Origin of the sequence: Streptomyces sp. NPDC058683 (assembly GCF_042716195.1) — a bacterium.
GTDB lineage: Bacteria > Actinomycetota > Actinomycetes > Streptomycetales > Streptomycetaceae > Streptomyces.
Genome location: NZ_JBHXSK010000045.1, coordinates 59126 through 73369 on the forward strand (window position 1 = coordinate 59126; position 14244 = coordinate 73369).

Consider the following 14244-nt stretch of genomic DNA (forward strand, 5'->3'; position numbering starts at 1 on the left):
ATGACCGGCCGCTCAGAGGCTCGCCGCATGGTCGGGGACGTAGGTCTGCAGATCCCGCGGCGGGCGCTCGTAGCCGGTCGACGGAGGCCGTTTCGGGAGCTTCAGCACCGGCGGCGGCACGTCGTGGTACGGGAGGGTCGACAGCAGGTGCGCGATCATGTTCAGCCGCGCCCGGCGCTTGTCGTCGCTCTCCACGACGTACCAGGGAGACTCGGGGACGTCGGTGTGCACCAGCATCTCGTCCTTGGCCCGGGAGTACGCCTCCCAGTGGGTGATCGACTCCAGGTCCATCGGCGACAGCTTCCAGCGCCGCAGCGGGTCCTCCAGACGCTTGCGGAAACGCTCCTGCTGCTCGGTGTCGCTCACCGAGAACCAGTACTTGCGCAGCAGGATCCCCGACTCGACCAGCATCCGCTCGAAGATCGGGCACTGCCGCAGGAACAGCTGGTACTCCTCTGCGGTACAGAAGCCCATCACATGCTCGACCCCGGCCCGGTTGTACCAGGACCGGTCGAACAGCACCATCTCCCCGGCGGCCGGCAGGTGCTCCACGTACCGCTGGAAGTACCACTGGGTGCGCTCGCGCTCGGTGGGCTTGGGGAGCGCCGCGATCCGGGCGATGCGCGGGTTGAGGTTCTCCGTCACCCGTTTGATCGTGCCGCCTTTGCCGGCCGCGTCCCGCCCCTCGAAGATCACCACAAGACGGGCACCCGTGGCCCGTACCCACTCCTGCAGCTTCGCCAACTCCGCCTGCAGACGGAGCAGCTCCGCTTCGTACACCTTGCGCGGCAGCTCCGCCGCCTTCTTGCCGGCCATGCCGCCTCCACCGCCCGATGACTGACTCACGGAGCCATCTCATGTCCAAGGTCGAACACCAGGACGCCACCGTACTTTCCGACGACGAGCTGCGCACCCTGGACGCCCACTGGCGTGCCGCCAACTACCTCGCGGCGGGGCAGATCTACCTGATGTCCAACCCGCTGCTCACCGAGCCCCTCAGGCCGGAGCACATCAAGCCCCGGCTGCTCGGCCACTGGGGCACCTCACCCGGCCTGAACCTCGTGTACACCCACCTCAACCGGGTGATCAAGGCCCGCGGACTCGACGCATTGTGCGTGTGGGGGCCCGGGCACGGGGGTCCGTCCGTGCTGGCCAACTCCTGGCTGGAGGGCAGCTACAGCGAGACCTACCCGGACGTGTCGCGGGACGCGGCGGGGATGGGCCTGCTCTTCAAGCAGTTCTCCTTCCCCGGTGGTGTACCGAGCCATGTGGCCCCGGAAACGCCCGGCTCGATCCACGAGGGCGGCGAGCTCGGCTACTCCCTCGCGCACGCCTACGGCGCCGCCCTGGACAACCCGGATCTGCTGGTCGCCTGCGTGATCGGCGACGGCGAGGCGGAGACCGGGCCGCTGGCCGCCTCCTGGCACTCCAACAAGTTCCTCGACCCGGCGCACGACGGCGCCGTGCTGCCGATCCTGCACCTCAACGGCTACAAGATCGCCAACCCGACCGTCCTCTCCCGGCTGCCCGAGGCCGAACTCGACTCGTTGCTGCGCGGCTACGGCCACGAACCGATCCATGTCACGGGCGACGACCCGCGCGAGGTCCACCGCGCCATGGCGGCGGCGATGGACGACGCCCTGGACCGCATCGCCGTGATGCAGCGCTCGGCCCGCGAGGACGGTGTCACCGAGCGGGTGCACTGGCCGATGATCGTGCTGCGCACGCCCAAGGGGTGGACAGGCCCGGCCGAGGTGGACGGCTTGCCCGTCGAGGGCACCTGGCGGGCCCACCAGGTCCCGCTCGCCGGAGTCCGCGAGAACCCCGAGCACCTGCGGCAGCTGGAGGCGTGGCTGCGGTCGTACCGGCCCGAGGAGCTCTTCGGCCCCGACGGGAGGCCGTCCGCCGACGTGCTCGCCTGTGTCCCCGACGGTGCCCGGAGGCTGGGCTCGTCACCGTACGCCAACGGCGGCCTGCTCGTCCGCGACCTGCCCCTGGCCGGCCTCGACGAGTTCGCCGTCCCCGTGGACAAGCCGGGCACCACCCTGCACGAGCCCACCCGGGTCCTCGGCGACCTCCTCGCCCGGGTCATGAAGGACACGCGGCTGCGCCGGGACTTCCGCATCGTCGGCCCCGACGAGACCGCCTCCAACCGGCTCCAGGCCGTCTTCGACGTCAGCGGCAAGGCCTGGCAGGCCGAGCGGCTACCGGTCGACGAGCACCTGGAACACCACGGCCGGGTGATGGAGATCCTCTCCGAACACCTCTGCCAGGGCTGGCTGGAGGGCTACCTCCTCACCGGCCGGCACGGACTGTTCTCCTGCTACGAGGCGTTCGTGCACATCGTCGACTCGATGGTCAACCAGCACATCAAGTGGCTGAAGACGTCCCGGGAGCTGGCCTGGCGCGCGCCCATCCCCTCGCTCAACTACCTGCTGACCTCGCACGTCTGGCGCCAGGACCACAACGGCTTCTCGCACCAGGACCCCGGCTTCGTCGACCACGTCCTGAACAAGAGCCCCGAGGTCGTACGCGTCTACCTCCCCCCGGACGCCAACACCCTCCTCTCCGTGGCCGACCACGCCCTGCGCAGCCGCGACTACGTGAATGTGATCGTGGCGGGCAAGCAGCCCTGCTTCGACTGGCTGTCCATGGACCAGGCCCGGGTGCACTGCGCGCGCGGCGCCGGGATCTGGGAGTGGGCCGGCACCGAGAACGGCTCCCGCGAGCCCGACGTCGTCCTCGCCTGTGCCGGCGACGTGCCCACCCAGGAGATCCTCGCCGCCGCCCAGCTGCTGCGCCGGCACCTGCCGCAGCTGGCCGTGCGGGTGGTGAACGTCGTCGACATGACCCGGCTGCTCCCGAAGGAGGAGCACCCGCACGGGATGACCGACTTCGAGTACGACGGCCTGTTCACCACCGACAAGCCGGTGATCTTCGCCTACCACGGCTACCCCTGGCTGATCCACCGCCTCGCCTACCGCCGCACCGGCCACGCCAACCTGCATGTGCGCGGCTACAAGGAGTCCGGCACCACGACCACCCCGTTCGACATGGTCGTCCGCAACGACCTGGACCGCTACCGCCTGGTCATGGACGTCATCGACCGCGTCCCCGGCCTCGCGGTCCGCGCGGCCGCCGTACGCCAGCAGATGGCCGACGTACGCACCCGGCACCAGGCCTGGATCCGCGAGCACGGCACCGACCTGCCCGAGGTCGCCGACTGGACCTGGACCGGCTGAACACCGACACCCCCAGAAAGGAGTTCGTCACCATGCCCGTACGTGTCGGCATCAGCGGCTTCGGCCGGATCGGCCGTACCTACCTGCGCGCCGCACTCGACCGCGCCGACGCGGGCACCCAGGACGTCCAGGTCGTCGCGATCAACGACATCACCTCGCCCGCGACGCTCGCCCATCTCCTGGAGCACGACTCGACGTTCGGGCACATCGGGCGCGACGTCGTCCACGACGACGGTTCGATCACCGTCGACGGGCGCCGTATCGCCGTCACCGCCGAGCGCGACCCGGCAGCCCTGAACTGGCTGGACCACGGCGCCGGCATCGTCGTCGAGTCCACCGGCCGGTTCCGTGACCGGGACTCCGCCGCCCTGCACCTGAAGGCGGGCGCCCACACGGTCCTGCTGTCGGCACCGGGCAAGGGTGTCGACGCCACCATCGTCATGGGCGTCAACGACCAGACCTACGACCGGCACCAGCACCAGCACCAGCACCAGCACCAGATCGTCTCCGCCGTCTCCTGCACCACCAACTGCGTCGCCCCGATGGTGAAGGTCCTCGACGAGGCCTTCGGCATCGAACGCGGCGTGATGACCACCATCCACGGCTGCACCAACGACCAGTCCCTGCTCGACGGCCCGCACAAGGACCTGCGCCGGGCCCGCTCGGCTGCCCTGAGCATCATCCCGACCGGCACGGGCGCGGCCCGCGCGGTGGGCCCGGTGGCGCCGGGGCTGGCAGGCGCGCTGGACGGGATCGCGGTCCGGGTGCCCGTCGAGGACGGCTCCCTCACCGACCTCGCCGTGGTGCTGAAGCGTGAGGCGAGCCCGGACGACATCTCCGACGGTGGCAGCCGCCCGAGTACCGGGACATGGGCCGACCAGGGACCACCATGGGGCTGCCCGGGACCAACTCCGCCGCTGGCAGGGGCCGTTCAGCCCCTAGCGGGAGAGCGGCAGGCGGGCGCGAGGGAGGCTGGTCCCGATAAGTCCTTGCTGCCGAGGGCCTCGCTGAGGCCGGGATACAGCTCGAAGGCGCCGCTGAGGCCCGTGCAGTGCAGCATTCGCAGCAAGCCGCCGCCGGGCACGACCAGCCGGAGTCTGCCGATGCGGGACCGGACCCGGTTGCGGGCCCGGCACAGCAGGCTGAGGCCGGTGCAGTCGATGAAGGAGACGGGGCTCAGGTCGAGCACCAGATCGGGCTCCGCACCGGCCGTCAGGGCGTCCAGGGCCGCGGAGAGGACCGGAACCGCGAGGAGGTCTATTTCGCCGTGCAGAGTGACGACGGTGGTGCCGCCGTCGGTACGTGCCGTGTGGTACGACGCGGACCTGGTGTGGTTGTCGTCCATGGACACACACAAGTGCAGTCGGCGGGCCGTACGGAAGGGCCGTTCGGCCCTCTTCGAATCATGGCGGCAGGGTCCGAACGGCACGTGTTCCGGTGCTCCCGCGCGCAGGGCCGTCCGGCGGGGGACGGAGTCCGAACGGCCCAAGCGGACCCGTTCGGGACAGGACAAGCTGGATCTGCGGGGCAATACCGGCAGTACCCGGGCGCCCGGCCGGCACCCGCCGCCGACGCTCCCCGGCCCCGTGCCCCGCACCGGACCGCACCGGACCAAGGACGGTGAGTGATCCCATGAAGGCCTTCGTCTTCCACGGCCCCGGGCAGTCCGCCTGGGAAGAGGTCCCCGATCCCGCGATCAAGGAGCCCACCGACGCCGTCGTACGCGTGGACGCCGTCACGATCTGCGGGACGGACCTGCACATCCTCAACGGCGACGTCCCCGAGGTGCAGCCCGGCACGATCCTGGGTCACGAGGCCGTCGGCGAGATCGTCGAGGTCGGCGGTGACGTACGTACGGTCCGGCCGGGAGACCGTGTCCTGGTCTCCTGCATCAGCTCCTGCGGGCGCTGCCCCTACTGCCGGGAAGGGATGTACGGCCAGTGCCGGGGCGGCGGAGGCTGGATCCTCGGCCATCTGATCGACGGCACCCAGGCCGAATACGTGCGCGTCCCCTTCGCGGACCTGTCCGTCCACGCCCTGCCCGCCACCGTCGACAGCAAGGACGCCGTCCTCCTCGCGGACATCTTCCCGACCGCCTACGAGGTGGGCGTCCTCAACGGCCGGGTGCGCCCCGGCGACACCGTCGCCGTCGTCGGCGCCGGCCCCATCGGTCTGGCGGCGATCACCACGGCACGGCTGTTCGCGCCCGAGCGGATCCTCGCTGTGGACGTGGCTCCGGCCCGTCTGGAAGCGGCCAGGAGGTTCGGCGCGGACGCCGTCGCCGACGCTCGCGAAGCCCCGGAACAGCTGATCGCCGACCTCACCGACGGGCTCGGCGCGGACGTCGTCATGGAGGCCGTCGGCATACCGGAGACCTTCGAACTGTGTACCCGCATGGTCCGGCCCGGCGGACACGTCGCCAACATCGGCGTGCACGGCAAGCCTGCCACCCTGCACCTCGAAGACCTGTGGATCAAGAACGTGACCATCACCACGGGCCTGGTCGACACCCACTCCACTCCTACCCTGCTGCGGATGGCCGCCGCCGGGCGGCTGCCCACCGCACAGCTGATCACCCACACCTTCCCGCCGGACCACATGGCCGAGGCGTACGACGTCTTCGCCCGGGCCGCCGACACCGGCGCCCTCAAGGTCGTGCTCGGCGGGGAGCAGCACGAGGTCGCCGTCCGCGGGACCTGACCCACGAAAGGACGTGACCGGTCATGACCGAACAGGCACGGTCGAACGCGGCAGAGGGACCGCCGCTGGGAGACCTGGGCCGCCGTCTGGCGGCCCGCCGCAAGGAACTCGGCCTCACCCGTGAGGAGACGGCCGAACGGGCGGGCATCGCACCGGGGTACCTCCGGTACCTGGAGGAACGCCCCGAGGCCACGCCGGGCACGGGCGCCCTGCTCAGGCTCGCGAACGTGCTGCACACCACCATGCCCCACCTCACGGGAGGCGACGCCGAAGCCCCGTCCGGCCGAGCCAGGGCGGGCCACCACCCCCGATTCACCGAGTTGAACCCCCTCGAATGCAGGGCACTGCTCGGCTCGCACGGTGTGGGACGCCTCGGGGTCGGCACCGCGTCGGGGCCTGTCGTCGTGCCGGTCAACTACACCGTCGTCGACGGCGCGATCGTCTTCAGGACCGCGGACGACGCCACACCGGCCATGGCCCCGGGCTGCCAGGTGGCTTTCGAGGTGGACCGCATCGACGACGCCTTCGGCCAGGGCTGGAGCGTGCTGGTGCGGGGACCGGCACGCCGCGTGAGCGACACGGAGGAGGTGCGCCGACTCTCCGCATCGGTCCACGGCACCGCGTGGGCGGGCGGCGAGCGTGACCTGTGGGTGCGCATCGAACCGAGCTCCGTGACCGGGCGTCGCGTCACGGTCTGACCTGGGCCGCGCCGTGCGACGGAGCAGCCACACAGCAACGTGGGACGAAGCGAGAGACGAGACGGCCGATGTATGCCAACGACGGATTCTGTGAACTCGACCGGCGGGAGTGCCTGAGACTGCTGGCCCGGGTGCCGGTCGGCCGGATCGTCCACACCCGGGACGCGCTGCCCGCCGTGCTGCCCGTCAACTTCGCCCTGGACGGTGACGGAGGGGTGTTGCTGCGGACGTCCGCGGCCTCGGAACTGGTCCGCGCCATCGCAGGTTCGGTGGTCGCGTTCGAGGCCGACGAAGTCGACGCCGCCGGCCACTCCGGCTGGAGCGTCGTCGTGACCGGCACCGCGACCCTGGTGAGCGACCCGGGCGAGCACGAACGGCTGGTCCGTCACGGCCCGCGTTCCTGGGTTCCGTCCCCCCAGGAGGTCTTCGTGCGCATTGAGCCGGAGCTGGTCACCGGACGTCGGCTGACCGGGGGACGAACGATGTACGGCCTGGACCCTGTCTCCTGAATCCCCGTCGTCGACGGCACCGGGGGCCGATGGGCCCACCGTGAGGGCCTACGGTCCCTCCCCACGCCGCCGAGTAGTCGGAACCGAGCGCAGGGGGAGGCCGGGCATCAAGGACTCACGCGCGGCCCTGCCGCCTGCTGTGGGGCGCTCGGGAGAACCGTCCAGCCCCAAGGCGACGACACGTGCCGCTCGCAGGGGCTGGATCTCAGCGATCCCGACGACACCGTTCCCGGATCCACGTTCGCCGCGGCAGCCCGGCGTGCCATGCGGAGGTGACCGAGGAGTGGGTGATCGGCGACGCCGGCGCGCATGTGGCGGACGGCTCGAGCGACGCCTCCCTGGTGGTCGTCGGCCGCCGGGTCCGCCGGGCCCCGCTCGGCTCGCGCATCGGTCCGGTCACCGACGCGGTACTGCGGGCCGCTCGTGTAGCGGTCGTACCGCACGCCTGACCACCGGTCGCCGTCCTCTGAGGCCGTCGGTTCAGCGGGGGTTCGCCCGGCTGTCGGTCGTGAGCATGACCCCGGTCACCAGGTCGGGGTGGATGCGGACCACGTGTTCCATGATCCGGTCCGCCCAGGGCTGCAACAGCGCCTCGTAGCGCGCCAGTTCGAGCGGGTCGGTCACCAGGTGGGCGTAACCGGTGACCACCACGCTCCAGCCGAGGTGCGTGACCGGGGCGATGTCGTCCGCCTCGTAGGCGACGACGACCCCCGTGCCGTCGGTCTGCCGGGTGTGCGAGGTGAGCGCGGCGCCCTCGTGGGTGCGGATGACGATGACCCCGTCGACGAGGACATGGTTCACCGGACGGACGGTGGGGAGCGCCTGCCGGGTGAAGACGACCCGGCCCAGCGACACGCTGCCGAGCAGACGCAGCGCCTCGGCGCCGTCGAGTTCGATGCTCCTTCGCGCGGCCGGCGGGGCACACGCGCTGTCGTCCTTGGCCATGGCCATGGCAGGCTTCCGTGGGTGAGTGGCGCTCGCGGCCCCAGGGGTGCGGCCGTTGCGCGCGTTCTTCGGTCGAGTCGGTGACGAGCTTCTGGTACGGGCGGAGCGACACCGCGGGGGATCGGTGCCGCTCCTGATTCCAGTCTCGCCGGGGCCATGGTCCGGAGCAGGTGCCGATGGTCACCTGTTCGGGGCCGGTCGGCCCTTATGCGTCGGGCGGTGTGCCGTCCGTGGACTCCTCCTGTCGTTCGGGACCGTTGTGGCTGCCGCCGCGCCACGGAGGCGGCGCGGCCGACCTGCGGGCCGTGTCCGCACGGTGCATGGCCTCCTCCGCCTGCGTGTGCACGCGGGCCCCCCGGCATGGAGAACCGGGCCCCGGAGCGGACCGACAAGAGCAGGGGGTCGTCCGGGTGTCCCAGTCGGCGTTTGGCCACGGTCTCCAGCGCGGACAGATGGCGGGAAACCTCCTCGGACATGCCCTCCGGCTCGTCGCCGGTGGCCAGGAAGGCCCGGCAGGCCTCGGTGGACACGGTGAACCCGGGCGGGACCGGCAGCCCCAGCCTGGTCATCTCGGCGAGGTTCGCGCCCTTGCCGCCGAGCAGGCCGGCCATCTCGCGGCCGCCCTCCGCGAAGTCGTACACGTAATGGACCATGACGCGGTCTCCTCCGTCGCACTGCGGTGTCGGTGCGGTCCCGGCGTCGAACGGCGGGGCATCACGGAGGCAGGTGCTGCGCGTCCCTTCGGCAGGGCCGATCGGCCCTACTGGGGGGGTGCTGACGACTTCACCCGATCCAGGTGTCCGGCCCGGTCGCCGCCCATTACGGTGGCAATGACCGGACCTGCCGGTTTACCAGGCGACGGGATCGGGAGGAGCACGGTGGAGAGCCCCGAGGCTGCCCGCATACGGCTGCCGCAGCTCAGGCTGGACGAGCTGCTCGAAGAGCTGCAGGCGCGGCTGGACGCAGCGCGCGGCACCCGCGACCGGGTGCACAGCCTCCTGGAGGCGGTCCTCTCGGTCGGCCGGGAGCTGGACCTGGAGCAGGCCCTGCACAGCATCGTGGAAGCGGCGGCGGTACTGGTCGACGCCGAATACGCGGCCCTGGGCGTGATCGGGCCGGACGGCAGGCGACTGTCGGCGTTCCACACGGTCGGCGCGAGCGAGGAGCAGATCGCCGCGATCGGGCCGTACCCGGAGGGGCACGGCATCCTGGGAGAGCTGATCCGCCACCCGGAGCCACTGCGCCTGGCGAAGATCTCAGAACACCCGGCTTCGTACGGCTTCCCGCCGAACCACCCGCCCATGAACACCTTCCTGGGCGTCCCGATCCGGGTACGCGACCAGGTCTTCGGCAACCTGTACCTGACCGAGAAGCGGGGCGGGGCACAGTTCGACGAGGACGACGTGTCGGTGACGTCGACGCTGGCCGTGGCGGCCGGCGTGGCGATCGACAACGCCCGGCTGTACGAGGAGTCACGGCTGCGCGAGCGCTGGCTGCGGGCGAGCACGGAGATCACCCACAGCCTGATGTCCGGCAGTGAGATCGCCGAAGCCCTTGGGCTGATCGCCGAGCAGGCAAGGGAGATCACCGGCTCGGCACTGGCCGCCGTCGCGACGCCCATGCCGGACACCGACTCGCTCACCGTGGAGATCGCCGTCGGCATGGACGCGGACGAGCACCGGGGACTGGTGCTGCCCCTCGACAAGACCCTGATGGGACTGGCGTTCTCCCGAGGCGCTGTGGTGACCAGCGCCGATGTCGGCCACGACGAACGTGTCTCGCCCGAGCCACCGCGTTTTCGAGGGCTCGGCCCCGCCGTGGCCATCCCCATCGGCAGGGGCGAAGCCGGTGCGCGCGGCGTGGTGCTGCTGGCGCGCGAGGCGGGTCGGCCGCCGTACACCGGCAAGGAGACCGAGCCGCTCCAGGCCTTCGCGGCCCAGGCGGCCATCGCGATGGAGCTGGCGGAGCGGCGGCGGGACGCCGAGGAGATCGCGGTGCTGCAGGACCGCGACCGGATCGCGCGTGATCTGCACGACCTGGCGATCCAGCGGCTGTTCGCCACCGGGATGACCCTGCAGAGTGCCGGGCGCTTCATCGAGCACACCGAGGCGTCCGAGCGGGTGCTGCGGGCCGTGGACGACCTGGACGAGACCATCAAGATCATCAGGTCGACCATCTTCGGGCTGCGGGCCCGCGAGGGCACCTCCGGCACCGGGCTCAGGGGCCGTGCCGTGCGGGTGGCCGGCGAGGCGGCCCCGACGCTCGGATTCGCGCCGAGCGTGCGCATGGAGGGGCTGATCGACACCGACGTGCCCAAGGAGATCGCCGATCACGCCGTCGCCGTTCTCTCCGAGGCCCTGACCAATGTCGCCCGGCACGCCCGCGCCGACCGCGCCGAGGTCGTTCTGACGACCGACGGGCGCGAACTGGTGCTGACGGTCAGGGACAACGGCGTCGGCATCCCGGCCGAAGGCCGCCGTAGCGGTCTGCGCAATATGGCGGAGCGGGCGGAGGAACTCGGCGGCCTGCTGAAGTGGGACTGCCCGGACGGAGGCGGTACGACGCTGGTGTGGCGAGTGCCGGTGGCGAAGCCGTAGCAGGCGCGCGGGCCTGCCTCCCCCTCCCAGCAGAGGAGGGCTGGTTCCACTCGGGCGACATCGGCCACCTCGACGAGGACGGCTACCTCTACATCGTCGACCGCCTCAAGGACATGATCATCAGCGGCGGTGAGAACGTCTACCCGGCCGAGGTGGAAGTCGTCCTGGCCGCCATGCCGGGCGTGGTGGACGTCGCCGTGGTGGGGGTCGCCGACGAGCAGTGGGGCGAGTCCGTCACGGCCGTGATCACCATTACCGAGGACGCGACGATCAGCTTGGAGGACGTACGCGAGTACGCGGCCGGCCACCTGGCCCGCTACAAGCTCCCCAGGCGACTCACCCTTGTTCCGGCCGTGCCCAGGAACGCCTCCGGGAAGCTGGACAAGACCGCCGTACGACGTCTCGCGACCGAGGCGGGCTGACATGATCTCGATACCCGCACTTCCCGTAGTGCCGGCCCTGGAACCGTTGTGGGAGCTGGTCCGGGAGACCCGCACGCGTTACTCGGCCGACCTTCTCCGGCGGGACGCCTGCGCGACAGCTATCCCGTCGGCGCGCACGACGTGGAGGTAGGCGTCGGCGACGCATGTCCGGTCGCCGTGCTGCCCCGCCTGTTGCAGGCGCTGACGGCCGCCGTACAGCGAGCGGACCCCGACTGCCGCCGCGTCGTCCACGCGGTACGGGCCGGGCAGCCGAGCGCGATCACGGCGGCGGAGTCCGCCGGTTTCCGCTACGTCGTCGACGTCGACCTCGGACAGGCGGACATCAGCCTGCTGGTCGCCGAGCCGCGCTGGGCGACCAGGACCGCCATCGACCTGGACCGGGTTCCGGGAGCCTGAAGGCCCGGGGAGCGCGCCGCTTCCGGAGCGTGTGTGCGGCGCACCGCGGTGACCACATCCGTGGGGCTGTCGTCAGGCTCCCGCTCTGCACCAGCCGGGCGGTCGGTCGGTTCCGTACCCGTTCGGTCAGCCCCCCGGAGGACCTGTCACCTCTTGCCGAGCTGCGTCGGGGCGGTCGGCGCGGCGGGCGGTCCGTCGGGGCCGGTCTGCTGGTGCTCGGGGTCGACGCGGTGGGATTTCGAGCTGAGCTGGAGCGCGACGATGATCGCGGCGAGGACCGCGAGACCGGTCGCGATGAGGAATGACAGGCGGTAGCCGTCCACCAGAGAGCCGCTGTGGCCGGAGGTGGTCGCGGCGGCGGTGGCGAGGATCGCGAGGCCGACCGCGGCGCCGGTCTGCTGGCTGGTGGTGAACAGGGCCCCGGCCAGTCCCTGGTCGCCGGCGCGGACTCCGCTGGTGATCGCGATCGACGCGGTCGGCAGTGCGAGCCCGACCCCGGCCGCGGTCAGTACCAGGCCGGGCAGCACCGCACCGGGGTAGCCGGCCCCGGCGGTGATCTGGGCGAGCCACAACTGCCCGGCGCCCATACAGGCCAGCCCGGCCAGCAGGACGGCCTTGGTGCTGAACCGGGCCAGCAGCCGGCGGGTACCGAGGGTGGAGACGAGCACGACGGTGACGGTCGACGGGACCAGCGCCAGGCCGGTAGCCACCGGGCTGAACCCCAGCACCTTCTGCAGGTAGAGCGACGCGAAGTAGACGTAGCCGGCGAGGATGGCGCCGATCAGCAGCATGGCCGCGATCGCGGCCCGCCGGGCCGGCTCCGCCAGGATCGACAGGGGCAGCATCGGGGCCGCCGACCGCTTTTCGGCGAACACGAAGCCCGTGGTCAGAAGCACCGCCAGGGCGAGAGCGACGAGGGTGGCGGGCGCGGTGAAGCCGTGCTGCTGCCCGCTGCTGAGCCCGAAGATCAGCGCCGCGATACCGGTGGTCACCAGCAACGCTCCGCGCACATCGACGCTGCCGCGGCCGCCGGACCGCTTCCCGGCCGGCAGCCGCGGGACCAGCGCGAGCATGAGGGCGATGACCGGCGGGTTGATCAGGAACACCGCCCGCCAGCCGAAGTACTGGGTGAGCAGCCCGCCGGCCACGATCCCGGCAGTCGCGCCCGCCGCGGTGGTGGCCTGCCAGATCGCCAGCGCCCGGTTGCGCGCGGCCCCTTCCGCGTTGGTCGTCGTCAGCAGCGACAGCGCGGCCGGGGAGACCATCGCTCCGGCCACGCCCTGCACGATCCGGGCGATGATCAGCATGATCGGCGACTGCGCGAGCCCGCAGGCCAGCGATGCGATCCCGAACAGGGCCAGGCCGACGGTCAGCACCTGCCGCCTGCCGAGCAGGTCCGCCAGGCGGCCGCCCGCCAGCAGCAGCGACCCGAACGCCAGCGCGTAACCGGTGACGATCCACTGCAACTCCGCCGCGGGCATGCTCAGCTCCCGCTGGATCGACGGCAGCGCCACGTTCACGATGCTGAAGTCCAGCTGCAGTACGAACTGGGCGGCGCAGATCAGCGGGATGACAGACGCGGCCCGCCGCGCGCCGCGCGCAGCGTGCCGTGGCGCGGTGCCATTCGTCGAGTGGTCCGCCATGGGCAACTCTCCTGTCCTGACTGTGTTCCTCACTGGTTCGTCGGCGTCAACCACGCCCGTCAGGACTTCGATGGCGGTCCGGCGGCAGTGCGCACAGATACACTGCATCTGCCTGACAGATGACACTGTCCGGATGCACTGTCATCCAGGCCGGGAGGCGGTGGCCGATGGAACTCAGACAGCTGCGTCACTTCCTGGCGTTGGTCGAGGAACGCAGCATCACCCGCGCGGCCAAGCGCGAGCTCATCGTGCAGTCAGGTCTGTCGAACTCGCTCCAGGCCCTCGAACGCGAACTCGGTACGCCCCTCTACGTCCGCGGGACCAGGCCCGTCCGGCTCACCGCGGCCGGCGAGGCTCTGGTGGGCCCGGCCCGCCGGACCGTGACCAGCGCCGCGCAGGCGGAACAGGCCGTTCGCCACACCCATGACGTGCTCATCGGCACACTGCGTCTCGGCGTCTCGCTCTCCGCTCAGCATCTGGTGCCGTTCGCCTCCTATCTCGGCGAGTTCACCCGCGATCATCCCGGCATCGACCTGCGCCTGCGGTACGCGCCCGCGCTGACGATGATCTCGATGCTCGAGAGGGGAGAACTGGACTGCGTGATCGGACCCGCGGTCACCCAGGTCCCGGGCGTCCGGATGACTCGCCTGGCAGGAGAGCCGCTGCACCTCGTCTGCCGCGCCGATCACCGCCTGGCGGAGCTGGCTGAGGTCAACGTGCGGCAACTCGCCGACGAGCGGTTCGTCGAGGTCCCCTCAGGCTGGACGGCCCGCCTGTTGAGTGACGCCGCGTTCGCCGGCGAGGGAATCCAGCGCCGCGTCGTCTGTGAGGTCGGCGACTGGGAACTGTTCCTCGAGCTGGTCGGCGCAGGCGTCGGTGTCGGCTTCGCTCCGGTCGGCCTGCAGTACCCGGTGCTGACCGCACCGGACAGCGTTCTGCGGCTCATCGCGGTCGAGGGCGTGCGCCTGGAAAGGCACATCTACCTGATGCTGCCCTCGGTGGGCGAGACCAGCCCGGCAGCACGGCGGTTCGCCGATCAGCTGCTGCGTGTCCACCCCGCGGGCAGCTGAC

General features: G+C 71.3%; 12 protein-coding genes and 3 pseudogenes. 10 read left to right on the forward strand and 5 right to left on the reverse strand.

What is annotated here, in order from left to right; translation table 11 throughout:
- Positions 1–12: 12 nt before the first annotated feature.
- Complete coding sequence (ppk2, locus tag ACFWXC_RS38760) at positions 13–816, reverse strand: polyphosphate kinase 2 (RefSeq protein ID WP_384486421.1); 804 nt, start codon at positions 814–816, stop codon at positions 13–15.
- 41 nt (positions 817–857) lie between these two features.
- Between ppk2 and ACFWXC_RS38765 the strand changes: the two genes are divergently transcribed.
- Positions 858–3242, forward strand: a complete 2385-nt coding sequence (locus ACFWXC_RS38765; RefSeq protein ID WP_384486423.1) for a phosphoketolase — start codon at positions 858–860, stop codon at positions 3240–3242.
- A 32-nt stretch (positions 3243–3274) separates the two neighbouring features.
- A pseudogene (locus tag ACFWXC_RS38770) lies at positions 3275–4108 on the forward strand (type I glyceraldehyde-3-phosphate dehydrogenase); the annotation flags it as partial.
- Positions 4109–4173: 65 nt separating this feature from the next.
- Here the strand turns inward: ACFWXC_RS38770 and ACFWXC_RS38775 are convergent.
- The gene (locus tag ACFWXC_RS38775) at positions 4174–4587 is read right to left on the reverse strand and encodes an STAS domain-containing protein (protein WP_384486482.1); all 414 of its coding nucleotides are present in this window, start codon (positions 4585–4587) and stop codon (positions 4174–4176) included.
- A gap of 287 nt (positions 4588–4874) precedes the next feature.
- On the opposite strand from ACFWXC_RS38775, the gene ACFWXC_RS38780 reads away from it, so the two are divergent.
- The 4 genes and pseudogenes from ACFWXC_RS38780 to ACFWXC_RS38795 form a co-directional block, all read left to right on the forward strand.
- A complete protein-coding gene (locus ACFWXC_RS38780; RefSeq protein ID WP_384486484.1) occupies positions 4875–5942 on the forward strand; it encodes a zinc-dependent alcohol dehydrogenase family protein in 1068 nt (355 codons plus the stop codon).
- Between the two features lie 23 nt (positions 5943–5965).
- Positions 5966–6640, forward strand: coding sequence for a helix-turn-helix domain-containing protein (locus tag ACFWXC_RS38785; RefSeq protein ID WP_384486425.1), 675 nt, complete (start codon positions 5966–5968; stop codon positions 6638–6640).
- Between the two features lie 68 nt (positions 6641–6708).
- Positions 6709–7149, forward strand: coding sequence for a pyridoxamine 5'-phosphate oxidase family protein (locus tag ACFWXC_RS38790; RefSeq protein WP_384486427.1), 441 nt, complete (start codon positions 6709–6711; stop codon positions 7147–7149).
- Positions 7150–7418: 269 nt separating this feature from the next.
- A pseudogene (locus ACFWXC_RS38795) lies at positions 7419–7598 on the forward strand (universal stress protein); the annotation flags it as partial.
- A gap of 31 nt (positions 7599–7629) precedes the next feature.
- On the opposite strand, the gene ACFWXC_RS38800 reads toward ACFWXC_RS38795, so the two are convergent.
- On the reverse strand, positions 7630–8094 hold the full coding sequence (locus ACFWXC_RS38800) for a pyridoxamine 5'-phosphate oxidase family protein (RefSeq protein ID WP_384486486.1): 465 nt from the start codon (positions 8092–8094) through the stop codon (positions 7630–7632).
- A gap of 353 nt (positions 8095–8447) precedes the next feature.
- Positions 8448–8747: pseudogene (locus tag ACFWXC_RS38805) on the reverse strand (PEP/pyruvate-binding domain-containing protein); the annotation flags it as partial.
- Between the two features lie 177 nt (positions 8748–8924).
- Here ACFWXC_RS38805 and ACFWXC_RS38810 point away from each other — a divergent pair.
- The 3 genes from ACFWXC_RS38810 (at position 8925) to ACFWXC_RS38820 (ending at position 11530) form a co-directional block, all read left to right on the forward strand.
- Positions 8925–10691, forward strand: coding sequence for a GAF domain-containing protein (locus ACFWXC_RS38810; protein WP_384486429.1), 1767 nt, complete (start codon positions 8925–8927; stop codon positions 10689–10691).
- Complete coding sequence (locus ACFWXC_RS38815) at positions 10664–11113, forward strand: class I adenylate-forming enzyme family protein (RefSeq protein WP_384486432.1); 450 nt, start codon at positions 10664–10666, stop codon at positions 11111–11113. Before ACFWXC_RS38810 ends, ACFWXC_RS38815 begins: the two co-directional genes overlap by 28 nt.
- Before the next feature lie 141 nt (positions 11114–11254).
- A complete protein-coding gene (locus ACFWXC_RS38820; protein WP_384486434.1) occupies positions 11255–11530 on the forward strand; it encodes a hypothetical protein in 276 nt (91 codons plus the stop codon).
- 146 nt (positions 11531–11676) lie between these two features.
- On the opposite strand, the gene ACFWXC_RS38825 is transcribed toward ACFWXC_RS38820, so the two are convergent.
- Positions 11677–13173 (reverse strand): MFS transporter, encoded by a 1497-nt coding sequence (locus ACFWXC_RS38825; RefSeq protein WP_384486436.1) that lies wholly within the window; start codon positions 13171–13173, stop codon positions 11677–11679.
- 167 nt (positions 13174–13340) lie between these two features.
- Between ACFWXC_RS38825 and ACFWXC_RS38830 the strand changes: the two genes are divergently transcribed.
- Positions 13341–14243, forward strand: coding sequence for a LysR family transcriptional regulator (locus tag ACFWXC_RS38830; protein WP_384486438.1), 903 nt, complete (start codon positions 13341–13343; stop codon positions 14241–14243).
- The last annotated feature ends 1 nt before the right edge of the window (position 14244 follow it).